The organism is Sulfitobacter sp. PR48, assembly GCF_028807335.1.
GTDB lineage: Bacteria > Pseudomonadota > Alphaproteobacteria > Rhodobacterales > Rhodobacteraceae > Sulfitobacter.
In genome coordinates this window covers 172696-193773 of the sequence record NZ_JARAMM010000002.1, presented here as the reverse complement: position 1 = coordinate 193773, position 21078 = coordinate 172696, and the positions used below count along the sequence as shown (strand labels likewise).

The 21078-nt window shown below is 62.8% G+C and carries 23 protein-coding genes; 8 read left to right on the top strand and 15 right to left on the bottom strand.

The window, feature by feature from the left end; translation table 11 throughout:
- Positions 1–18: 18 nt before the first annotated feature.
- Positions 19–1134: a polysaccharide biosynthesis/export family protein gene (locus tag PVW51_RS03640; protein ID WP_269362583.1), complete on the top strand. Its 1116-nt coding sequence runs from the start codon at positions 19–21 to the stop codon at positions 1132–1134.
- A 10-nt stretch (positions 1135–1144) separates the two neighbouring features.
- On the opposite strand, the gene PVW51_RS03635 is transcribed toward PVW51_RS03640, so the two are convergent.
- The 3 genes from PVW51_RS03635 to PVW51_RS03625 all read right to left on the bottom strand — a co-directional run bounded on the left by PVW51_RS03635 (position 1145) and on the right by PVW51_RS03625 (position 3619).
- On the bottom strand, positions 1145–2140 hold the full coding sequence (locus PVW51_RS03635; RefSeq protein WP_269362581.1) for a GlxA family transcriptional regulator: 996 nt from the start codon (positions 2138–2140) through the stop codon (positions 1145–1147).
- Between the two features lie 70 nt (positions 2141–2210).
- Complete coding sequence (locus tag PVW51_RS03630) at positions 2211–3080, bottom strand: DMT family transporter (protein WP_114273869.1); 870 nt, start codon at positions 3078–3080, stop codon at positions 2211–2213.
- Between the two features lie 101 nt (positions 3081–3181).
- Positions 3182–3619 (bottom strand): MarR family winged helix-turn-helix transcriptional regulator, encoded by a 438-nt coding sequence (locus PVW51_RS03625; RefSeq protein ID WP_269362580.1) that lies wholly within the window; start codon positions 3617–3619, stop codon positions 3182–3184.
- A 102-nt stretch (positions 3620–3721) separates the two neighbouring features.
- Between PVW51_RS03625 and PVW51_RS03620 the strand changes: the two genes are divergently transcribed.
- Entirely contained in the window at positions 3722–4090 is a 369-nt protein-coding gene (locus tag PVW51_RS03620; protein ID WP_274573645.1) for an antibiotic biosynthesis monooxygenase family protein, read from the top strand.
- 55 nt (positions 4091–4145) lie between these two features.
- Here PVW51_RS03620 and PVW51_RS03615 read toward each other — a convergent pair whose 3' ends face one another.
- From PVW51_RS03615 to ade, 3 genes are all read right to left on the bottom strand, one after another.
- Positions 4146–4436: an HU family DNA-binding protein gene (locus PVW51_RS03615; RefSeq protein WP_067297928.1), complete on the bottom strand. Its 291-nt coding sequence runs from the start codon at positions 4434–4436 to the stop codon at positions 4146–4148.
- Between the two features lie 129 nt (positions 4437–4565).
- On the bottom strand, positions 4566–6026 hold the full coding sequence (locus tag PVW51_RS03610) for an AMP nucleosidase (protein ID WP_269362577.1): 1461 nt from the start codon (positions 6024–6026) through the stop codon (positions 4566–4568).
- A gap of 66 nt (positions 6027–6092) precedes the next feature.
- A complete protein-coding gene (gene ade, locus PVW51_RS03605) occupies positions 6093–7889 on the bottom strand; it encodes an adenine deaminase (RefSeq protein WP_274573644.1) in 1797 nt (598 codons plus the stop codon).
- 87 nt (positions 7890–7976) lie between these two features.
- Here ade and arsC point away from each other — a divergent pair, with 87 nt between their 5' ends.
- The 4 genes from arsC to PVW51_RS03585 all read left to right on the top strand — a co-directional run bounded on the left by arsC (position 7977) and on the right by PVW51_RS03585 (position 11065).
- The gene (arsC, locus tag PVW51_RS03600; protein WP_114273874.1) at positions 7977–8396 is read left to right on the top strand and encodes an arsenate reductase (glutaredoxin); all 420 of its coding nucleotides are present in this window, start codon (positions 7977–7979) and stop codon (positions 8394–8396) included.
- A gap of 29 nt (positions 8397–8425) precedes the next feature.
- Entirely contained in the window at positions 8426–8848 is a 423-nt protein-coding gene (locus tag PVW51_RS03595) for a VOC family protein (protein WP_274573642.1), read from the top strand.
- Between the two features lie 109 nt (positions 8849–8957).
- Complete coding sequence (locus tag PVW51_RS03590) at positions 8958–9713, top strand: class II aldolase and adducin N-terminal domain-containing protein (protein ID WP_274573641.1); 756 nt, start codon at positions 8958–8960, stop codon at positions 9711–9713.
- Between the two features lie 95 nt (positions 9714–9808).
- Positions 9809–11065 carry a glycosyltransferase family 4 protein gene (locus PVW51_RS03585; RefSeq protein WP_269362568.1) on the top strand — a complete coding sequence of 419 codons (1257 nt, stop codon included), beginning with the start codon at positions 9809–9811 and terminating at the stop codon, positions 11063–11065.
- Position 11066: 1 nt separating this feature from the next.
- Here PVW51_RS03585 and PVW51_RS03580 read toward each other — a convergent pair whose 3' ends face one another.
- Positions 11067–11693, bottom strand: a complete 627-nt coding sequence (locus PVW51_RS03580) for a class I SAM-dependent DNA methyltransferase (RefSeq protein WP_274573640.1) — start codon at positions 11691–11693, stop codon at positions 11067–11069.
- A gap of 21 nt (positions 11694–11714) precedes the next feature.
- Complete coding sequence (locus PVW51_RS03575) at positions 11715–12233, bottom strand: glutathione peroxidase (protein WP_274573639.1); 519 nt, start codon at positions 12231–12233, stop codon at positions 11715–11717.
- 133 nt (positions 12234–12366) lie between these two features.
- Here PVW51_RS03575 and msrB point away from each other — a divergent pair, with 133 nt between their 5' ends.
- Positions 12367–12810: a peptide-methionine (R)-S-oxide reductase MsrB gene (gene msrB, locus PVW51_RS03570; protein ID WP_269362562.1), complete on the top strand. Its 444-nt coding sequence runs from the start codon at positions 12367–12369 to the stop codon at positions 12808–12810.
- The gene (msrA, locus tag PVW51_RS03565) at positions 12807–13316 is read left to right on the top strand and encodes a peptide-methionine (S)-S-oxide reductase MsrA (protein ID WP_274573637.1); all 510 of its coding nucleotides are present in this window, start codon (positions 12807–12809) and stop codon (positions 13314–13316) included. The genes msrB and msrA overlap by 4 nt, the downstream gene beginning before the upstream one ends.
- 82 nt (positions 13317–13398) lie before the next feature.
- Here the strand turns inward: msrA and PVW51_RS03560 are convergent, their stop codons facing one another.
- The 7 genes from PVW51_RS03560 to PVW51_RS03530 all read right to left on the bottom strand — a co-directional run bounded on the left by PVW51_RS03560 (position 13399) and on the right by PVW51_RS03530 (position 21068).
- Positions 13399–14637 carry a SulP family inorganic anion transporter gene (locus PVW51_RS03560; RefSeq protein ID WP_338019740.1) on the bottom strand — a complete coding sequence of 413 codons (1239 nt, stop codon included), beginning with the start codon at positions 14635–14637 and terminating at the stop codon, positions 13399–13401.
- 111 nt (positions 14638–14748) lie between these two features.
- Entirely contained in the window at positions 14749–16755 is a 2007-nt protein-coding gene (locus tag PVW51_RS03555; RefSeq protein WP_274573635.1) for a hydantoinase/oxoprolinase family protein, read from the bottom strand.
- 81 nt (positions 16756–16836) lie between these two features.
- Positions 16837–17865: a tRNA epoxyqueuosine(34) reductase QueG gene (queG, locus tag PVW51_RS03550; protein ID WP_274573634.1), complete on the bottom strand. Its 1029-nt coding sequence runs from the start codon at positions 17863–17865 to the stop codon at positions 16837–16839.
- Positions 17866–17926: 61 nt separating this feature from the next.
- A complete protein-coding gene (gene fzlA, locus PVW51_RS03545) occupies positions 17927–18592 on the bottom strand; it encodes an FtsZ-binding protein FzlA (RefSeq protein ID WP_114273884.1) in 666 nt (221 codons plus the stop codon).
- Between the two features lie 58 nt (positions 18593–18650).
- Positions 18651–19382 carry a monofunctional biosynthetic peptidoglycan transglycosylase gene (gene mtgA, locus PVW51_RS03540; RefSeq protein WP_274573633.1) on the bottom strand — a complete coding sequence of 244 codons (732 nt, stop codon included), beginning with the start codon at positions 19380–19382 and terminating at the stop codon, positions 18651–18653.
- A gap of 19 nt (positions 19383–19401) precedes the next feature.
- The gene (locus PVW51_RS03535; protein ID WP_269362553.1) at positions 19402–20103 is read right to left on the bottom strand and encodes an SGNH/GDSL hydrolase family protein; all 702 of its coding nucleotides are present in this window, start codon (positions 20101–20103) and stop codon (positions 19402–19404) included.
- 50 nt (positions 20104–20153) lie between these two features.
- Entirely contained in the window at positions 20154–21068 is a 915-nt protein-coding gene (locus PVW51_RS03530; protein WP_274573632.1) for a Hint domain-containing protein, read from the bottom strand.
- Positions 21069–21078 lie beyond the last annotated feature (10 nt).

Genomic DNA, 21078 nt, shown 5'->3' with positions numbered 1-21078 from the left:
CAGAGTAGAATAATGCGCATGACTGTAAAACGGTGTTTTGGCGTCTTCCTCGCAGTGGCACTTTCCGCCTGCTCCCAACTTCCGCGCGGCGCTGCCGTACAGAACGAAATCACCCGCAACGCGGATTCGCCAACTTCTGACATCGCGGTCTATCCGGTGACCCGCGCCTTTCTGCCCAGCGTGCAGCACTGGCCCAGCGTTGGTGAAAAGAGACATGCCTGGATCGGAAACAGCCGCGGTTCTAACGCGCAGATCATCCGCCCCGGAGATGAGCTTGCCATCCTGGTCTGGGACAGCGGCGACAATTCCCTGTTGACCTCGAACGAACAACGGGTTGCAACTCTGCCCAACATCCGCGTGTCCGAAAGCGGCTCCGTCTTCGTGCCTTACATCGGCAAGGTGCAGGTATCGGGACGGACCCCCGACAGCGCCCGTCAGTTGATCCAGCGACAGCTTGAGGCGATTGTCCCCTCGGCGCAGGTGCAGCTTTCGATGGCCGAAGGTCGCGGCAACTCCATCGACCTTGTCGGGGGCGTGAGCAAGCCGGGCAATATCCTGTTGCCGGACCAGAATTTCACCGTTCTGGCCGCAATTTCGGCCGGGGGCGGTGTCAGCGCGGCGCTGGATAACCCTCAGGTGAAGCTGGTACGCGGCAGCAATATCTATGCGACATCGGTCAGCACGCTTTACGAAAACCCCCATCTCGACACCCGTCTGCAAGGCGGTGACAAGGTGATCGTCGAGGCTGACAGGCGTTACTTCCTGTCGCTGGGTGCCGCCGGGCGCGAGGCGCAGCACGACTTCAACCGCGACCAGGTGTCCGCACTGGATGCCCTGGCCATCATCGGCGGCGTCAACGATGCCCGCGCCGACCCGCGCGGCATTCTTGTCCTGCGCGAGTATCCCGCTTCGGCCGTCAGTGCCGGCGTGCGGGGACCGCGCAAGCAGCGGGTGGTCTTCACCATCGACCTGACCTCCTCTGACGGTCTTTTCTCGGCGCGGAACTTCATGATCCAGTCCGGCGATCTGGTTCTGGCGACCGAATCGAACCTGACCGATACACGTACCGTTCTTGGGCTGGTCGGATCGGTCTTTGGTGTGGTGAACACCGCCAGCAACCTTTCTTCGAACTGATCAGACCGGCTCAGGTCTGACCGGAGGGCTGCCAGAACGCCTTGCCGTCCACCGACTGCGCGCCGGGCGGGATGCCAAATGTGGCCCGGTAGCTTTTCGAGAAATGCGAAAGCGACCGGAAACCGCAGGCCACGCAGACTTCCGTCACGCTCAGCCCGGTTTGCCGCAAGAGATGGCGCGCCTTCTCCAGCCGCAGCTGCAGGTAATAGCGCTTGGGCGACGTGTTCAGATACCGCGCGAACAGCCGCTCCAGCTGGCGGCTCGACAGTTTGACCAGTTCGGCGATCTCGTCCGGGCGTAGCGGCTCTTCGAGATTTGCCTGCATCAGCTGCAAGGCCAGCAGCAACTTTGGATTTCGCACATCGGCACGGGGTTGCAGCGACCTGCGCTGCGCGTGGTTTTCCGGGCGCGGCAGGGAATATACCATCTGGTCAGCCACCCATGCGGCCAGGTCCTCCCCATAGTCTGCCTGGACCCGGTGCAGCATCATGTCCATCGAAGCCGCCCCGCCTGCCGAGGTAAAGATCCGGCCATCCACGGAATAGAGCGTGTCCTGCATGATGACATCGGGCAGCATCTCCGTCAGGGCGGTCTTGTACTCCCAATGGGTCGTCACACGCTTGCCGCCGATCAGCCCCGCCAGCGCCAGCGTATAGGTGCCGGAGGACAGGGCCCCGAAATCCATACCCTTGCGCGTCTGGCGCCGCAGCCAGTCCAGCACGGCCCGCGAACTGCCCGCCCCTGCATTTTCGCCCGCGCAAACGATCAGCGTCTCGCGCCGGTCCAGTTCGACCAGCCCCGCATCCACATTCACCTGCACCCCGTTATAGGCCGCGACGGGCTGCCCCTTTTCGGACAACAGACGCCATGAATAGAACCGCCTGCCCGAAGGATGATGATTGGCAAGTGACAGGCAATCCAAGGCACAGGCAAAGCCAAGCGTTGAAAAGCCGGGTATCAACAAGAACGCATAGGAACGCGGCAATGGATCAGGTTCAACCGACATGGCCTCATCTTGGGCCCGGCCCTGAGCGCCGCGCGATAAGATCTGCGACAGCAGATGCCGCTTACGACACTTATTGCTTTTTTTGCCGCGAAATCTGCACCGCCAGAATGCCCAGCGCCACGATCAGGACACCCAGGATGTCACTTGCGCCCAGCGGCTCGGACAGCAGCAGCGCCGCAATGGCGACCCCAAAGAACGGGTTGAGGAAATGAAAGGTCGCCGCCCGTGTTGCCCCCAGTCGATTGACCAGCCAGAACCAGATCATCGTCGCGGCCAACCCCGGTACGAAACAGGTATAGACGAAGGCAAAGAACAGCGGCCAGCTGGGGTCCAGACGCGGCGTCTCGAACAGCAGCGCCGCCAGCGCCAGCGCAACACAACCCGCCAGCATCTGCAGGCCCACGATCATCAGGAAATTCCCGCCCGAGGTCGCGCCGCGCACCAGCAGCGTCGCTGCCGTCAGCGCCATCACGCCCAGGCCGCAAAGCAGGACGCCGGTCAGGTCCACGCCACCGCTCAGCCGGGCGCTCATGATGATGAACACGCCGACCACCCCGGCCAGCAGCCCCGCCACCCCCAGCGGCCGCAACCGTTCGCCCAGAAAGGCCCAGGCGGCAAAGCCGACCAACAGGGGCATGGTTGAGGCAATGATCGCGGCCAGAGACGCTTCGACGGTCTGCATGGCGACAAAGTTCAGGCCCAGGTAGGTCGCGTTCTGCAAGACACCGAAAACAATCGTCGCCCGCCATTGCGCCGGGGTCAGCCGCCAGCTTTGGCCCAGCGCAAGCGCGATTCCCACGCCAATCAGGCCGGAAATCAGATAGCGCACCGAAAGCGCCCAGAGCGGCGATGCATATTCGACGATGATCCGGGCAGAGGAAAAGGCCGAGGACCACATCACGACAAAGACCAGACCCGCCAGAATTGCGCGAATATCCATGTTCTGCCTTTACGTAACTGCCTCGGATCACTTCAGGGAAGGGCAACCGTGTGCCTGCGCCTCTGCATCCTGTAACAATCAGGCAAGGCAATGGCCAGAAATCAATCGGACCCTTTGCGCAAGGTCTGGATCATGCGCGCTGCAAGGGAAAGAAAATGCGGCACCTCCTTGTCATCCAGATCTGCCAGCGCGCGGTCGTTTACCCCGGCCGCCAGGGCGAGTGCGCGCTCTTCCAACGCCTTTGCATGGGGTGTCAGGTAGATCAGTCGCGAGCGGGAATCATCGGGGTTCGGCTTGCGCCGGATCAACCCGTCCCTCTCCATCCGTTTGAGTGTCAGCGCCAGCGTCGCCTGTTCCACGTCCACCTCCCGGACCAGTTCAGCCTGTGTCCGCCCGTCCCGTTCCCAGAGGGCGAGAAGGGTGGGAAACTGCCCCGGCGACAGGCCCAGAGGGCTGATCGCTTCGGCCAGCGCCTGCTCCATGAGGCGGGCAAGATGATTGACCAGATAACCGGCCGATTGGTCCTTGAAGTGCGACATGAGGAGACCCTAACCGGAATTTCAACAGCATGCTATACAAAACCCTTGACCAGACCATCAGGCCAATATACATAGCATGCTATTCAAATCAGGAGAAATCACATGTTCCGATTGATTCCACCCGCCCTCACCACAGCCATACTGATCGCAGGAGGTGCCGCCATGGCGCAGCAGACCGTTACACTCATCAACGTCTTTGAAGTGCCCGAAGAGCGCTATGAAGAAACCGTCGCCATGTGGGAAGCCGCCCGTGATGTGATGAAGGCCCAGCCGGGCTATATCGCCACCAGCCTGCACACCGCCCTCGATGAAGGCGCGACATTCCGACTGGTCAATATCGCCGAATGGGAAAGCCCGGCGCATTTCCAGGCAGCGGCCAAGGCACTGAAGGAAGCTGAGACGCCCAAGGTCCAGGGGCTGAAGTTTCACCCGATGCTCTATCGCATGCTGCGACAGGACCCTGAAAACTGAAAGAGCCGCCCGAAGGCGGCCCAGTCAATTGTTCAAGTCAGCGTAAGGTGACGGCTTAGCCGTTCACGCTGTCCTTAAGCGCTTTCGCGATGGTCATCTTGACCACCTTGTCCGCGTCTTTCTTGAATTGTTCGCCGGTGGCGGGGTTGCGCACCATACGCTCGGGGCGTTCGCGGCAATAGATCTTGCCGACGCCGGGCAGGGTCACTGCGCCGCCTGCGGACACTTCCTTGGTGATCAGGTCGCAGACTGCTTCCAGTGCGGCGCCTGCCGATTTCTTGTCAGAACCCATCTGTTCCGCCAGCGCGGCGACGAGCTGAGTCTTTGTCATTGGTTTGGTTGCCATGTTCTTATCTCCTTAGACTGCCCGAATTTGGGGCCTCGTGTGCAGAATGTAACGTTATGTTGTGGGGCAACACAACGCGTTGTAGGTCGAAAATCCTTATTTTCTTCGCTTTTTCGCGGTTTTTCGCCGTCAAAGGAAGGCCGTTTCGTCAAATGACCGCAATTTCCGGCTGTGAATCCGCTCCAGGGGGGTGCTTCGCAGCGTTTCCATGGCCCGGATTCCGATCATCAGATGCCGTGAAACCTGTGTCTTGTAGAAGTCTGACGCCATGCCGGGCAGTTTCAATTCGCCATGCAGCGGCTTGTCCGAAACGCACAAAAGCGTGCCATAGGGCACCCTGAACCGGAAACCGTTCGCGGCAATGGTTGCGCTTTCCATGTCCAGCGCGATGGATCGCGACTGGCTGAGCCGCTGCACCGGGCCGGACTGGTCGCGCAGCTCCCAGTTGCGGTTGTCGATGGTGGCAACGGTGCCGGTCCGCATGATCCGCTTCAGCTCATAGCCTTCAAGCTGGGTCACTTCGGCCACGGCCTTTTCCAGCGCGATCTGGATTTCCGCCAGCGCCGGGATCGGCACCCAGATCGGCAGGTCATCGTCCAGAACATGGTCTTCGCGCAGATAGGCATGGGCTAGCACGAAATCGCCCAGCGCCTGGGTGTTGCGCAGCCCGGCGCAATGGCCGACCATCAGCCAGGCATGGGGCCGCAACACCGCGATGTGATCGGTTGCCGTCTTGGCGTTGGACGGGCCGACACCGATGTTGACCAGCGTGATCCCCGACCCGTCCGCCCGCTTGAGGTGATAGGTGGGCATCTGCGGCGTCTTGATCGTATCCGGAATGGCTGTGTCGCCATCCGTGATCTCCACGTTTCCGGTGCTGACAAAGGAGGTATAGCCGCTGTCCGGGTCGTTCAGCTGCGCGCGGGCAAAGGCTTCGAACTCGGTCACGTAGAACTGGTAGTTGGTGAACATGACATGGCATTGGAAATGTTCGGGGGCGGTGGCGGTGTAATGCGCCAGACGCGCCAGCGAATAATCCACGCGCTGCGCGGTAAAGGGTGCCAGCGGGCGCACCCCGTCGGTTTCGACGAAGGTGCCGTTCACGATATCATCGTTTGTCGTGCTCAGGTCCGGCACGTCAAAGACATCGCGCAGGATGAAATTGCCCGCCCCTTCCTGCGGCAGGTTGATGGCAGTTTCCGAGGTGACCGCGAAATGGATCGGGATCGGCGTGTCCGAGGTGCCGATGACAACCGGCTGGCCGTGGTTCTCGATCAGCAGGCCGATCTGCTGGATCAGGTAGTGCCGGAACAGGTCCGGCCGCGTGATCGTTGCCGAAAATGTGCCCGGCGAGGACACATGGCCAAACGAAAGCCGGCTGTCCACATGCGCATAGCTTGAGGTGGTGAACCGCACCTCGGGGTAATAGGCGCGAATGCGGGTGCCGTCCTCCGCTGCCTGTGTCACGGTTTCAAAGCTGTCGCGCAGAAAGGCCGTTGCCTGATTATAAAGTGCTGTCAGCCTGTCCACGGCTGCGGTGGCATCGGTAAAGGCCTCGGCCTTCGGGGTATCTGGTGTTTTCAGTTTCATATCGGTTCCTTCTTTTGTTTTTGGGGCGGTCCTGCCCTCGTTTCCCGGCGTGATAGCTGCGCGATGTTACGACACGATCACATCGGTAAATTCAAATCTGCGCACGTCCACCAGCCCCAGGTCAGAGATCCTCAACTCGGGGATCACCACCAGCGCCAGCAGGGAATGCTGCATATAGGCATTGTTCAGTTTGCAGCCGCAGTCGCGCATGGCCTGCATCATCGCCTGGGTCTTTGCCGCAACCTCCGCTGCCGGGCTGTCCGACATCAGGCCCGCGATGGGCAGTTCCACCAGCGCCAGCTCCTGCCCGTCGCGAAAGATCACGATGCCGCCGCCGACGCCGCGCAGCCGGTTCGCCGCCAGCGCCATCTGGCTGGCATCGGTGCCCACCACGATCATGTGGTGGCTGTCGTGGGCCACGGTCGAGGCCATCGCCATCCGCCCCTCATAGCCAAAGCCCGAGACAAAGGCATTGACCACGCCGCCCGTCGCCCGGTGCCGTTCGACCAGCGCAATCTGGCAGACTTCGCCGGTGGCCTGAACCCGGCCTTCCGTCACCGGCAGCTCGAACTGCAGCGCCTTGGTGGGGGCCTGGTTTTCGACCACGCCGATCACATTGGCGGTGACACCATTGGCCCCCTCCGGCGCGGGAATGGCGAAATCATCGCCCACCAGATCACGTGCCATTTTCACCGTCTTCCGGGCCTCTTGCGGCCAGTCAAAATGCGGGCATTCGGTCAGGCATACGCCGTCCTGCGCCACGATCTGCCCCCGCGCAATCACCAGTTCGATGGGCAGGGTCTTCAGATCCGACGTCAGGATCACATCGGCCCGCCGCCCCGGCGTGATCGACCCGATCTCACGCTCCAGCCCGAAATGCGTTGCCGTGTTGATCGTTGCCATCTGCAGCGCCACCAGTGGGTCGCAACCGCACTCAATGGCATGGCGCACCACCCGGTTCATATGCCCGTCATTGACCAGCGTGCCGGAGTGGCAATCGTCGGTGCACAGGATCATGTTGCGCGAATCCAGCCCCTTTTCCGTGATCGCGGTGATCTGGCTTTCCACATCATACCAGGCGCTGCCCAGCCGGATCATCGAGCGCATGCCCTGCCGCATCCGCGCCACCGCATCCGCCTCGCAGGTGCCTTCGTGATCATCCGCAGGCCCGCCCGCCACATAGGCCGCAAAGGCCGGGCCAAGATCGGGCGAGGCATAATGCCCGCCCACCGTCTTGCCCGCCCGCTGGGTTGCTGCGATCTCGGCCAGCATCTGGGGGTCGGCATTGGACACCCCGGGAAAGTTCATCATCTCGCCCAGCCCGATGATGCCGGGCCAGGCCATTGCCTCGGCCACATCCTCAGCGCTGATCTCGAAACCCGTGGTTTCCATTCCCGGCGCAGAGGGCGCGCAGGAGGGCATCTGGGTGAAGATGTTGACCGGCTGCATCAGCGCCTCGTCATGCATCATGCGCACGCCGGCCAGTCCCAGCACATTGGCGATCTCATGCGGGTCGGTGAACATCGAGGTGGTGCCATGCGGGATCACGGCGCGGGCAAATTCCGCCGGGGTCAGCATCCCGGATTCGATATGCATATGTCCGTCGCAAAGACCGGGGATCATGTAGCGGCCTTCGGCCTCGATGATCCGCGTGTGCGCGCCCCGGCAATGCCCTGCATCCGGTCCGACAAAGGCGATCCGCCCCGCCACGATGGCAATGTCATGGTCGGCCAGGGTTTCGCGGGTATGGACATTGACCCAGACACCCCCCCGGATGATCGTGTCGGCAGGGGCGCGACCGGCGGCTACACCGACCAGTTGCGCGGCGCTATCGGGCCATGATGGAAAAATATCTTGCGTCATGGCGTAATGGATCAAGAATCGCGACCGCGTGCAAGGGGCGACGCCGGGTTTCTTGAAACTGTCATATTACCCGCCTATGCAGGCCGAATGGACATCGTGATCTTTCATAACCCCGACTGCGGCACATCGCGCAACGTGCTGCAGATCATCCGCGACGCGGGCTATCAGCCCGAAGTCATCCCCTATCTCGATACCGGCTGGACCCGTGGCCAGCTTCTGGCGCTTTTTGCGGCGGCGGGGCTGACGCCGCGCACCGCCCTGCGCACCAGCAAAAGCCCGGCGGCGGAGCTTGGGCTGCTTGACCCCGACGTCAGCGACGACACCCTGCTGGAGGCGATGCTGACCCATCCCGTGCTGGTCAACCGCCCCATCGTCGCCTGCCCGCAGGGCGTCCGGCTGTGCCGCCCCTCCGAAACCGTACTCGACCTGTTGCCGACCTGGCCCAAGGGCCCCTACCACAAGGAAGACGGGGACTTGCTGATAGACGCCCAAGGCAACCGCGCCTAGACTGTTCGGGCAACAACCGGCAGGGCACCATGAACTACGACGACATTACCCCGGAAGATTTCGGTGCTTCCCTGCGCGGACTTGGACTGAACCTGCTGGTGCGCGATGTGGCGCGGCAGGTCTCCTTCCTGGAACAGGTTTTCGGCATGAAGGCTTTTCAGCCCACCGCTGACTTTGCGATCATGACCTACGGCAATCAGGTGTTCCAATTGCACAGCGATGGCACCTATCACAGCAATCCGCTGCTGGGCCTGTTGCCCGAAAGCCCCCCGCGCGGCGGCGGCATCGAGATCAGGCTCTATGACAGCGACCCCGAAGCCAGCTGCGGCAAGGCAGAGACAGCGGGCGGCACCGTCCTGCAGGCCCCCACCGACAAACCCCACGGCCTGCGCGAAGCCTATATTCTGTGCGAAAACGGCTATGCCTGGGTGCCCAGCCGACCGCTGACCTGACCAGAACGCCGCCTTTTTCCGAGGCGCGGATCACAAACGAGATGACCTGCCGGGCCGGGCCTTGGAAAATCTGTGTCATCGTCTAGTGTCAGCCCGAAGGAGCCGCATCATGACCGTTACCCAAATGAAACCGAACATGGATTACTGGCAGGAACGCGTGGACCTCGCCGCCGCTTTTCGCTGGACTGCAAGGCTGAACATGCACGAGGGGGTTGCGAACCATTTCTCTCTCGCCGTGGATGATGCCGGCACGCAATTCCTGATGAATCCCAATCAGGTGCATTTTTCGCGGGTCAAGGCCAGTGACCTTTTGCTGATTGACGCCAATGATCCCGAAACCCTGTCGGGGCCGAACGCACCGGACCCCACGGCCTGGGGCCTGCACGGCGGCGTCCATCGCGCCTGCGCCCACGCGCGCTGCGTGATGCATGTCCATTCCATCCACGCCACGGTTCTGGCCTGCCTGCAGGACAGCCGCCTGCCCCCCATCGACCAGAATTGTTGCACCTTCTACAACCGTATCGTGATCGACGAGGATTACGGCGGCCTTGCCTTTGAGGACGAAGGCGACCGCTGCGCCGCCCTTCTGTCAGATCCGAAACACAAGGTCATGGTCATGGGGTCGCACGGGGTCATGGTGATTGGCGAGACGGTGGCCGAGACGTTCAACCGCCTCTACTATTTCGAGCGTGCGGCAGAGACCTATATCAAGGCCCTGCAAACCGGCATGCCGCTGCGCCGCATCCCGGATGACATCGCGGAAAAGACCGCGCAGGAACTTGAAAACTATCCCGAACAGGATGCGCGGCACCTGACCGAACTCAAGGCGATCCTTGACTCGGAAGGGTCCGATTACGCGCGGTAACATCTGCCCTGTCAGCCACAGCGATGCCGCACGCGTTGCCATTGCCGCCCGGCTTTGGTTATCTGCCTGAAATCACGCGCTGACAGGGCCCGCACATGAACATCCTTTTCGTCCACCAGAACATGCCCGGCCAGTATCGCGAACTTGTGCAATGGCTGGCGGCGACCGGCGAGCACCGCATCTATTTCCTGACGCAGCGCAAGAACGCGCCAGACCTGCCGGGGGTCGAGACCCGCAAGTACCAGACCCACCGCACCCCGGCGAAAGACGCCTATGGCCTGTCGCGTGTCTGGGAGGAAGCCACCGGCGCGGGCTTTGGCGCAGCGGTGGCCGCCCGCCGGATCGAACTGCAGGAAGGCTTCAGGCCCGACATCGTGGTCGGTCACGTTGGCTGGGGCGAACTGACCTTCTTCAAACAGATCTGGGCGGATGTGCCGATCATCGGCTTTTTTGAATATTACTATAACCTCACAGGCGGTTCCGTCGGCTTTGACCCCGATGAACCCATATCGGATCACGCCCCCTTCATGATGCATGCGCGCAATGCCGTGCCGCTGGCCAATATCGAAACCGTCGACCTGGGCCATTGCCCCACCTACTGGCAGCGCGACCGTTTCCCGCGCAGCTTTCATGACCGGATGTATGTCTGCCACGACGGGATCCGCACCGACAAATTGCGGCCCGACCCCGATGTCAGCCTTGGCCTGGGGCGGCTGTCCCGCGAACTCACCCGCAAGGACGAGGTGGTGACCTATGTGTCCCGCAACCTCGAACGCACAAGGGGGTTTCACATCTTCATGCGCTCCCTGCCGCGCATCCTGCGCGAACGCCCGGAGGCCCGCATCCTGATCGTCGGCGGCAACGACGTCTCCTACGGCGGCAAAAGCCAGCACCCCGGCGGGCTGCGCGCCGAGATGGAAGCAGAGGTGGGCAAGAACCTCGACTGGGACCGCGTCCATTTCCTGGGCAATATCCCCTACCCCCTGTACCAGAAGATGATCCAGCTCAGCCGGTGCCACATCTACCTGACCATGCCTTTTGTGCTGTCCTGGTCGCTGCTGGAATCCATGTCGATGGGGGCCACCATCGTGGCATCGGATGTGGCCCCGGTCCGCGAGGCGATCACCCACAACGAAACCGGCCTGCTGGTCGATTTCTTCGATCCCGACGCGGTGGCGGCACAGGTGGTCAAGGTGCTGGCCAACCCGCAGGATTATGCCCATATCGGCAAGGCAGCGCGGGACCACGTGGTGAAGGAATATGATTTCCTCACCAAATGCCTGCCGGAACACATCGCGCAGATCAATGCGCTGGTGCCTTTGGACAAACAGATCAGAATGCCGGGGAGCTGAGTTAACGCTTCCGGAAAATGGCGATACTCGCCTGGTCGTCGCGGTGTTCCTTGGCCGCCTTGCCCCCGTAGATATTGACCAGCCGGTGCTCCACCTCCGCGATGGCCGGCGCCAATTGCTCGAATTTCGCCGCAAAACCGCGTGCCTCGAAATGTTCGGCGTTGATGGTCAGCACAAAAGCCGCACCGGGACGGGCGATCCTGATGACCTCGTCCAGCGCATCCGGCCCCACATGCCCATGGGTAAAGGTGCCTGAGCTGACCACCGCATCATAGGTCGCATCAGGAATATCCAGCGGCCCGGTCAGATCCGCCTCGATCGTCCGGCGGTAATGGCCCTTGGAGGCGGCCGTGGCCAGCATCTGCGGCGAGATATCCAGCGCATCAATTGCCATCGTTCCGCGCATCAGCATGTGATCCGCGATCAGCCCGGTGCCTGCACCAAGGTCCAGCACCGGCCCCGCCCCCTGATAGGTCTCGGCCAGGATCAGCGCCACCATACGCGGCAACTGATAATCCATCTCCCTGGCAAATCCGCTGTCATAGCTGTCGGCCCAATCGGCATAGAGCTTGCGGTTGTCGTCAGGTGTCTGCAGCGCATAGGCCTTTTCAAGGTCGGGATCGGTCATGAACACTCCTTTTTCACGACCCTACCGCGACTTTAACAATGCCTCAATCGCACCGACAATCGCGGGGGATTCCGGCTTTACCGGCGCGCCCCATGTACCAGCCACCCGGCCATCCGGCCCGATCAGAACCTTGTTGAAGTTCCAGCGCGGCTCAAACCCCGTCTCGGTCTTCACCGCCCGGTAGAACGGATGCGCCTTGCTGCCCCGAACCGGGGTGATGTCGGTCATCGGCAGGTCAAGACCAAAGGAAACCTCGCAGAATTCCTTGACCTCCGCCGCGCTTGCCAGCTCCTGATTGAAATCATCGGAGGGCACCGCCAGCACAACCAGCCCGCGCGCCCTGTAGCGGTCGTAAAGCGCCTGCAACCCGTCATATTGCCCGGTGTAGCCGCATTGCGACGCGGTGTTCACCACCAGCACCGGCTGTCCGGCCCATTGGCTGAACCGGTGTTCACCCCCGTCGATATTCGAAAACACCACATCGCGCGGCGCCGCCTGCGCCAGCGTCGCACTCAGGATCAAAGCCAGGAACCACCGCATGATCATTCTCCGTTCAGCAATCTGCACCATCAGACACGGCGCGGGATCACATTGAGTTGCACGGAACGGTAAACCCTTTCATTCTTGCGCGAAAACACCATCTATTGCACTGAGAGTTTCACGGAGGGATTGCATGCCAACCTACACCAAAAACCCCGACGCCATTGCAGCACTTAGTGCGGAAGAATTCTATGTCACACAGGAAAGCGGCACGGAACGCCCCGGCACTGGCAAGCTGCTGGGCAACAAGGAGCCGGGCATCTACGTTGACATCGTGTCAGGCGAACCCCTGTTCGCCAGCGCCGACAAATACGAAAGCGGCTGCGGCTGGCCCAGCTTCACCAAACCCATCGACAATGTGACCGAACACCGCGACGTCACGCTCGGCATGGTCCGGACCGAGGTGCGGTCCAAACATGGTGACAGCCACCTTGGCCATGTGTTCCCTGACGGCCCCCGCGACCGCGGCGGCCTGCGCTATTGCATCAATTCCGCCTCGCTCCGCTTCGTCCACCGCGACGACATGGAGGCCGAGGGATACGGTGATTACCTTGACCAGGTGGAGGACGTGGCATGAGTACCGAACGCGCAGTACTGGCAGGCGGATGTTTCTGGGGCATGCAGGACCTGATCCGCAAACGGCCCGGTGTGGTTTCGACCCGGGTGGGCTACACGGGCGGCGATGTGCCCAATGCAACCTATCGCAATCACGGCACCCATGCCGAGGGGATCGAGATCATCTTCGACCCGGACAAGACATCCTATCGCGCGCTGCTGGAGTTCTTCTTTCAGATTCACGACCCCACCACGCTGAACCGGCAGGGCAACGACCGCGGGATGAGCTATCGCTCGGCGATCTACTACGTCAACGAGGCCCAGAAAGAGACCGCGCTGGAGACGATTGCCGACGTCGAGGCCTCTGGCATCTGGCCCGGCAAGGTCGTGACCGAGGTCGAACCCGTCAGCGATTTCTGGGAGGCCGAGCCGGAGCATCAGGATTACCTGGAGCGCATCCCGAACGGCTATACCTGCCACTTCCCCCGCGCCGATTGGGTCCTGCCCAAACGCGCCGCAGCGGAATAGACCGCGATCACAATTCAGGCCGACAGACCCGGGAACCATCCCGGGCCTGCTGGCCGTGCCGCCAGGTTATTACCGTTTTGATCTAGCGATCCGGCTCGGACCAGTCTGACGCGGCGCTGTTGCTGCGTTGCAGTCTGAAGGCCAGGCCCAGGGCAACGCCGACCCCGATGGCAACCGTCAGATCAGCGAGCACCGTCAGCACCAGGGTCAGGAACAGCAGGAAAACATCGGATTTCCGGGCAGACAGATAGCCCCGCCACTTCTGGGGCTCGCTCATGTTCCAGGCGGTCAGGATCAACAGCCCGGCAAGCGCGGGCATCGCCATGTATCCGACCAGCCGCGATGCCAGCAGCATGACAACCAGAATCGTCACCGCATGGATCAGACCGGCCACCGGTGTCTTGCCGCCCGCCCTAATGTTCGTGGCCGTCCGCGCGATTGCCCCGGTTGCGGGCAACCCGCCAAAGAAGGAGGATCCGATGTTTGCGGCCCCCTGGGCCAGCAGCTCTGCATTGGGGCGGTGATGCCCGGAAATCATCCTGTCGGCCACCATGGCGGACAGCAGCGATTCCACACCGGCCAGAAACGCGATGATGACAGCCGAGGGCAGCAGCTCGATCACCCTGTCAAATCCCACGACAGGCAGTGTCGGCCAAGCCGGGGCACTCGGCAACTCCCCGAACTGCGACCGAATGGTCTCCACCGGCAGGTCGAGGATCGCCACACATGCGGACGTGCAGGCAACCGCGACGATCAACCCCGGTAGTTTTGGCGCCGCCCGGCGGAAAAGCACGATCAGCACCATCGTGACACACCCGATCAGCGCCGAAGCGGCGGAAAAGCTCGGGCCAGCCCCCCAGAGCACCTCCAGCTTCGCAAGAAACGCCGCAGGAACCCCCGCCACATCCAGCCCGAAAAGATCCTTGAGCTGACTGGTCGCGATGATGATGGCAATGCCGATGGTGAACCCGTTGATCACAGGCTCCGGAATATGCCGGATCAGGACCCCGGCCCGGAAATATCCGGCCACCAGCAGGATCAAACCGGCCATGAAGGTGGCCATGACCAACCCGTCATAGCCATGTTCCGCGATCACCCCGAACACGACGACGATGAACGCCCCAGTCGGGCCACCGATCTGAACCCGGCTCCCGCCCAGCAGCGAGATCAGGAAGCCGGCGACAATGGCGGTCACCAGCCCTTTCGCCGGATCAGCGCCGGAGGCAATCGCGATGGCAAGGCTCAGGGGCAGCGCCACCATCGCAACGGTCACGCCCGCAATCGCATCCTGAATCAGAAGCGACCCCGTATAACCCCGCATTGTCGTCAGTATCTTCGGTTTCATGAGCAGAGGTTAGGGCTCAGGCAATCTGTTGTCATTCAAAAGCAGAGCGCCAGATTGCCGCGCCCGCAGGGCAGGCACGCCCGGGGGTCAACCCTCCGCCACCCTTGGCCGCCCAGAGGCCTCCACCGTCACCACCGCTTCGATGAACACTTCGCGCGCCTCGACACCTGCGGTGCGAATGTCGCGGTTCACGGAAATCTGGATGTCAGCGGCACCCGCCGCCTGCGCATCCGCCATCGCATGGCCGCGCAGGACCTCTTCCAGACGGTCCAGTGCCGCATGCTGATCGCCAAAGTCCTGCGGCCCCTCCACCAGATGCACCCGGTACTTCCCCTCGCTGGGTGCCGTCACGGTGCCGCTCTGACGCATCGTCACGCGCCCCACCACCGCCCCGATGGCATTGGCGACACCGGCATGCTCCGGCAGAATCATCTCGCAACCCAGCCGCGCACCCACCGCCGGATAATAACTCGCGGCAGAGGCCCCCAAGCCGATCACCGGCACATCCAGCCCGGTCTGCAACCGCACCAGCCCGCGATGCCCCGCCATGCCGCGTTGCATCAACACATGTTGCGCCAGCACCTCCGGCGCGATCCCGAAAACCGTATCTTCCTCGGCAAACGCGGTTTCGAGAAGCGCCAGACAGGTCTGATGGGTCAGCCGGTCCACGATCATCTGCGCCACATCCTCGGCGCTGTTGGACAGCACATCGCCCGCCCCGGTCCGCCTGCGCCCGAACAATTGCAACGCCTTGCGCGCGGCGGTGCTGTCCCACTCCAGCACCCGGCCCAGCACGTGGCTGGCATCAGAGGGCGTGACCCCCGCAATCTGCACCAGCCCCCGCTCCACCAGCCGCTTCAGCGCACCCTGCTCGATCCGCGCACGCAACACGTCGCCAAGGGGATGCACCCCGGCCCCGATCCGCTCCAGCAAGGCCGCCTCGCGCAGGCCCAGCCCCTCTGTGGTCTGGCCGGGCACCGCCCGCACAAACCGCGCGTCATGTTCGCCCGGCGTCACCGCCCGCAACTGCGCATCCAGCGCATCATGAACCACTTCCGGCGCATCGACCGCCACCAGTGACACCGGCAACAACCGGCGCGGCCCCAGCGTGACGCCGCCGCGCAGCCCCTCGCTGATGAAATGCACCTCGCTGTCGCCGCCCAGACCGGTGGTGCGCATCGCCACTGCCTCGACCATCGTGCGATAGGGGCCGACCCGCGCCCCCGCCGGGTCAATCGCCGGCCTGCCGCCGCGCAACAGCGCCACATCCGTCGTTGTCCCCCCGATGTCGCTGACCAGTGCCAGTTCAGCCCCGGTCAGCCAGCGCGCCCCCACGATAGAGGCGGCAGGCCCGCTCAGGATTGTCTCGATCGGGCGCTCGCGGGCCTGGGCGCTGGAAATCAGCGCACCATCGCCCCGCACGACCATCATGGGCGAGGTGATCCCCAGCGACTTCAGCTCATCCTCGGCGCGACCGATCAGCCGGTCGATCATCCCGATCAGCCGCGCATTCAACACAGCCGTCATCGCGCGCTTGGGGCCGTTCAGCTTTGCCGACAACTGATGCGAGGCCGAAACCGGCCGCCCGGTCACCTGCGCCACCAGTTCCGCCGCCCGCAGTTCATGCGCCGGGTTCCGGGTGGCAAACTGACCGGCCACGGCAAAGCCGCTGACATCCTGCCGATGACGCTCCAGAAAGGCGATCAGCCCCGCCTCGTCCAGCGCCTGCACTTCCGCGCCAGCGTGATCATGACCACCCGCCAGCACGATGGCCGGATCCCCCTTCAAAGCGTCGGACAGCCCATGCGCCTCAAGATCCCGCTCTCGGAAACCGATATAGATCAGCGCAACGCGCCCGCCCTGCCCCTCTACCAGCGCATTGGTGGCAAGTGTGGTCGACAGCGACGCCAGCGAAATCTCCGACGGCGCGATGTCGGCCGAGGCAAGCACCGCACGGACGGCACCGCCAATCCCTTCGGCCAGGTCATGCCGGGTGGTCAGCGACTTGGCCGAGGCGACCACCACCTCATCATCGCGGATCAGCACCGCATCCGTATAAGTTCCGCCCGTGTCCACGCCCAACAGCAACGCCATGCCGGTCTCCACTCTGTTCCGCTAACGGTGTACCTGACCCCGCGCCGTGGTCCATACCCCAGGGCTCAGGCCGCGTTAATCCTACGCAGACTCCAGACGCGCAACCGCCCAGCGCGCAGCATCGGCCACCGTGGCATCCGCGTCCTCGCACAATGCCTGCGCAGCCTGCCGCAATTCGGGCAGGCCAGAGTTCCCGATGGCGTAAAGCACGTTGCGTACAAACCGGTCCCGCCCGATCCGCTTGATCGCCGAACCTGAAAAACGCGCGCGAAAGGCAGCGTCGTCAAGCGCCGCCAGCGCCACAAGATCCGCCGCGCGCACCTCTGGCCCGTGATAGCGCAGATCGCTGGCGGCGACGGCGAACTTGTTCCAGGGACAGACCGCAAGGCAATCGTCGCAGCCATAGATGCGGTTGCCCATCAGGCCGCGCAGTTCAAGGTCCACCGGGCCCTTGTGCTCGATCGTCAGATAGGAAATGCAGCGTCGCGCATCCAAACGGTAAGGGGCGGGAAAGGCACCTGTCGGACAGATATCCAGACAGGCCCGGCAAGACCCGCAATGGTCAGCCTCCGGCGCATCCACCGGCAGGTCCAGTGTGGTGAATACCGACCCCAGAAAGGCCCAGTTCCCCCAGTCCCGGCTCAACAGGTTGGTATGTTTGCCCTGCCAGCCCAGCCCGGCGGCCTGCGCCAGGGCCTTTTCCGGCACCGGGGCGGTATCGACAAAGACTTTCACCTCGCAAGGCTCCTGCGCGATCAGCCAGCGCGCCAGCCGTTTGAGCCGTTTCTTGACAATATCATGATAATCGCGCCCCTGGGCATAGACCGAAATCGCCGCCTTTTCCGGGTGCTCCAGCACCGCCAGCGGGTCCTGCTCCGGCGCATAGCTTTCTGCCAGCATGATCACCGACCGCGCCTCCGGCCAAAGCGCCGCAGGGTTGCCGCGCCAGTGCATCCGCTCGGCCATCCAGCCCATCTGCCCGTGATATCCCGCCTCGACAAAGGCCTGCAGCCGCCCCGGCACCTCAGGCACGGCATCGGGCCTGCAGATCCGCGCGGAGACGAACCCCTCGCGCAGCGCCTCTGCCACCAGCTTCGCCTTCAGGTCCATTCTTTTTGGCCTCAAATATCCGCGGGGGGTCCGGGGGGCAAAAAGCCCCCCGGGGCGCGGCTTAAAAATCCAGGTCGTTGTAATGTTTCGGAGGCGGGAAACCGGGCACCTGATCCGCCAGCAAGGCGCGGAACGCAGGCCGCGACTTGATCTTGGCATACCAGTCCTTGACCACATCACTGCGGTTCCAGTCCACGTCCGAAATATAATCCAAAGACGACAGATGCGCCGCCGCGGCGAAATCCGCCAGGGTCATCACATCGCCCGCCAGCCAGCGGCGATGGTCCAGCAGCCAGGCCATGTAGTCCAGATGGTACTTGATCGCCTTGGCACCCGCCTTGACGTTGGTGCTGTCCGGGTAACCCTGTTTCATCACCTTCTTGTTGACCCGCTCATAAAGCAGTTTGGAGGTCACTTCGCGGTGAAACTTGTCATCGAACCAGCTCACCAGCCGCCGCACTTCAAGCCGCTGCACCGGGTCGACGGGCATCAGCGGCGGCTCGGGGCGGGTTTCCTCGATATATTCGCAGATCGCAGCACTCTCGGCCATCATGATCCCGTCGAGCCGCAGCACCGGCACCTTGCCTGCCGGATTGCGCCGCATGAAATCGGGGTCCTGTTCCCAATAACGTTCCTCGACCAGTTCCACCTCGATCTTCTTTTCGGCGAGGCTCAGGCGGACCTTGCGGCAAAAAGGCGATAGCGGGACGTGAAACAGACGGGCCATACTCAGCTTTCGGATAATAAAGGAGTGGAGCCATCCATGCCCCTAATCCCGGTGGTTTTCAACTCTCGAAACAGGCCGAACGTCCGTCATTGCGGATCGTTGCCGCCCCGTCGCGCACCTGCCGGGCGCGTTTGAGAACATAATCACTGGGCTTTGCCGCGGACCTCTTCTTGGGCGCGGGCAGGATCGCCGCCAGCCGTGCGGCCTGGGTTGCAGACAGATCGGAGGCCGGGACACCAAAATAATGCTGCGCCGCAGCTTCGACCCCGAAGACACCCTCGTCGAATTCGGCAATGTTCAGATAAACCTCGACAATCCGCCGCTTGGACCAGACTGCCTCCATCACCGGGGTGATCAGCGCTTCCATGGCTTTGCGCAGCCAGGTGCGGCCATGCCACAGATAGACGTTCTTGACCGTCTGCTGGCTGATCGTCGATGCGCCCCGGTTCGACCCCGCCGCAATCGCCTTGCGGATCGCGATCATGTCGAACCCCCAGTGCTGACAGAAATTCGCATCCTCTGCCGCCACGGCAGACCGCGCCATCACGGGGGCCATCCTGTCCAGGGACACCCAGGTCTGCTTGACCCCGCCCAGCCGACGGCTTTCAGAGAACATATAGGCTGTCGTCGGCGGATTGATCACCGCGCCCAGCACCACCAGGAACACCACCAGCAGAAACACCGCCGATATCGCCCGCAGCACCAGCCGCGTCACCCGCTTTTTGAACGAGCGCCGGGCGGGCGGCTTTGACGTGGTCTTTTTCAGCGTGGTTTTCGATGCGCGGGCCATCCCCCAGCTATAGGGGGGCTCAGGGGTTTTGTGAACGCCCCGCTTGTGCAATCTGCCGCGCCAGGTAGGCCCCGATCAGCGCCGAGGCCCGGGCCGATGGATGGGTGTTGTCCGCGGCGTAGTTCCCCGGTTCGGTCGGGTCGATCACATCCTCGGAATCCACGAACAGGACATGGGGGCTGGCATTGGCAAACCGCGCAAGGCGTGTTTCCATCCGCACCAGATCGTCGCGACAGCCGTTGAACGACCCTTTGCCGTTGCCCGCGTAATAGCCCATCCACAGGATCCGCGCGCCACTTTCTGCCCGAAGCCTGCTGACAAAAGCCGGAATCGCACCGGACATCCCGTCTGCCCCGATCAGCCTGTCCACAACCCCGGCGCAAGCGCCGCAACCACAGTCGGACCCCAGATCATTCGCGCCGCCGTTGATCACGATCCAGTTCCACCGCCCGCCGGGAAACTGCCGCCTGATGTCAAAGCCCACCGCCCCGGCAAGACCGGAGTCATTGTCGAACTGGGCCCCCGGCACCGCCTTGCTGACCACATTGCGGCCCAGTGCCGCCTGCATCGCATCGGGAATCGCGGCATCGCTGCCGCCGTTCCAGGCCATGACGGAATCGCCCAGAACCAGAATGTCCCCGCCGCCACGCCGGGTCGCGTCGGTGCAGGCCGTCAGCAATGCAACAGCCAGAAGGAAAAGGGAAAGCAGTCTGATCATCATGCAAGGCAGCTAGCCTGCCCCGGCCCGAGGTAAAGGGTGGGGGTGTCGGTTCAGGCGGCGATCATCTGCGCCTCTGCCCGCCGCAGAACCCTGCGCACGGCACGCCCGTCATCCGCCGGACCTGCAATCTGGTCGGGGAAAAGCGCCAGCAACTCCGCCTGTGCCGCCGTCCCTGCCGCATCCAGCGCATAGGCGGGCAGACAGCTTTCCGATGGGATGCCCTGACCAAAAATGATCTGATGGCGGTCAAAGACAAGATGGACATAGGTCACCACACCGCCGGACACCTGCCGCACGGTATCTCCGTTGACCAGATGTTTGGCCGCAACCAGCACTTCATCCTGGCCAAAGTACAATTCCGCCCGCCACCCGGACACAAGTATCCGGTGCTGCGGTGACACCAGCAGAGGTGCCGTGTTTCCGATGGCCCCAAGCGCAAAGCGGATCGGTGCGACATCGCCCGCCGCCCGAAACCTGTCCGCCAGAATCTGACGGATCGGCTGTGCGCCGTGGTCCAGCGTCTCGACCTGATCTCCGATCTCCAGGGTCTCGATGGCCCGCAGCCCCCCAGGTGTCCGGATCATCGTGCCGGGCGTAAAACATGTGGGGCCGAAACTGCCCACCGGCGTCTGTGTGCTGTTGGTGACGAAGGTGGAGGAAACGAAGGTCCCGTTCTGCAAGACCTGCCCGTCTGTCGGAGTAAAGACCGGGGCGCCGGAAGCGAGGTAGAAGGTCACGCCGGTATATGTCACCGTGGAATTGTCCGGCAACCGGATGGTCAGCGTATCGCCCACCCAGACATCGGTGATCGCCGTGCCGTTGAACGTATCGCCCGAGTTGTTGCGGATCAGACCATCGTCATTCTGATCGGTGAACGTCACCAGCTGGAAGGTCAGCGGCGTGCCCACGGGCGGTGCGGCGCCGGGATCGACGGTGAAAAACTGGTCCTGATAGGATGCGGGCATGGATACACCT

Coding starts and splice junctions, on each gene's coding strand:
- PVW51_RS03640 (WP_269362583.1), top strand. CDS start 19: ATGACTGTAAAACGGTGTTTTGGCGTCTTCCTCGCAGTGGCACTTTCC.
- PVW51_RS03635 (WP_269362581.1), bottom strand. CDS start 2,140: ATGTCGGTTGAACCTGATCCATTGCCGCGTTCCTATGCGTTCTTGTTG.
- PVW51_RS03630 (WP_114273869.1), bottom strand. CDS start 3,080: ATGGATATTCGCGCAATTCTGGCGGGTCTGGTCTTTGTCGTGATGTGG.
- PVW51_RS03625 (WP_269362580.1), bottom strand. CDS start 3,619: ATGTCGCACTTCAAGGACCAATCGGCCGGTTATCTGGTCAATCATCTT.
- PVW51_RS03620 (WP_274573645.1), top strand. CDS start 3,722: ATGTTCCGATTGATTCCACCCGCCCTCACCACAGCCATACTGATCGCA.
- PVW51_RS03615 (WP_067297928.1), bottom strand. CDS start 4,436: ATGGCAACCAAACCAATGACAAAGACTCAGCTCGTCGCCGCGCTGGCG.
- PVW51_RS03610 (WP_269362577.1), bottom strand. CDS start 6,026: ATGAAACTGAAAACACCAGATACCCCGAAGGCCGAGGCCTTTACCGAT.
- ade (WP_274573644.1), bottom strand. CDS start 7,889: ATGACGCAAGATATTTTTCCATCATGGCCCGATAGCGCCGCGCAACTG.
- arsC (WP_114273874.1), top strand. CDS start 7,977: ATGGACATCGTGATCTTTCATAACCCCGACTGCGGCACATCGCGCAAC.
- PVW51_RS03595 (WP_274573642.1), top strand. CDS start 8,426: ATGAACTACGACGACATTACCCCGGAAGATTTCGGTGCTTCCCTGCGC.
- PVW51_RS03590 (WP_274573641.1), top strand. CDS start 8,958: ATGACCGTTACCCAAATGAAACCGAACATGGATTACTGGCAGGAACGC.
- PVW51_RS03585 (WP_269362568.1), top strand. CDS start 9,809: ATGAACATCCTTTTCGTCCACCAGAACATGCCCGGCCAGTATCGCGAA.
- PVW51_RS03580 (WP_274573640.1), bottom strand. CDS start 11,693: ATGACCGATCCCGACCTTGAAAAGGCCTATGCGCTGCAGACACCTGAC.
- PVW51_RS03575 (WP_274573639.1), bottom strand. CDS start 12,233: ATGCGGTGGTTCCTGGCTTTGATCCTGAGTGCGACGCTGGCGCAGGCG.
- msrB (WP_269362562.1), top strand. CDS start 12,367: ATGCCAACCTACACCAAAAACCCCGACGCCATTGCAGCACTTAGTGCG.
- msrA (WP_274573637.1), top strand. CDS start 12,807: ATGAGTACCGAACGCGCAGTACTGGCAGGCGGATGTTTCTGGGGCATG.
- PVW51_RS03560 (WP_338019740.1), bottom strand. CDS start 14,637: ATGCGGGGTTATACGGGGTCGCTTCTGATTCAGGATGCGATTGCGGGC.
- PVW51_RS03555 (WP_274573635.1), bottom strand. CDS start 16,755: ATGGCGTTGCTGTTGGGCGTGGACACGGGCGGAACTTATACGGATGCG.
- queG (WP_274573634.1), bottom strand. CDS start 17,865: ATGGACCTGAAGGCGAAGCTGGTGGCAGAGGCGCTGCGCGAGGGGTTC.
- fzlA (WP_114273884.1), bottom strand. CDS start 18,592: ATGGCCCGTCTGTTTCACGTCCCGCTATCGCCTTTTTGCCGCAAGGTC.
- mtgA (WP_274573633.1), bottom strand. CDS start 19,382: ATGGCCCGCGCATCGAAAACCACGCTGAAAAAGACCACGTCAAAGCCG.
- PVW51_RS03535 (WP_269362553.1), bottom strand. CDS start 20,103: ATGATGATCAGACTGCTTTCCCTTTTCCTTCTGGCTGTTGCATTGCTG.
- PVW51_RS03530 (WP_274573632.1), bottom strand. CDS start 21,068: ATGCCCGCATCCTATCAGGACCAGTTTTTCACCGTCGATCCCGGCGCC.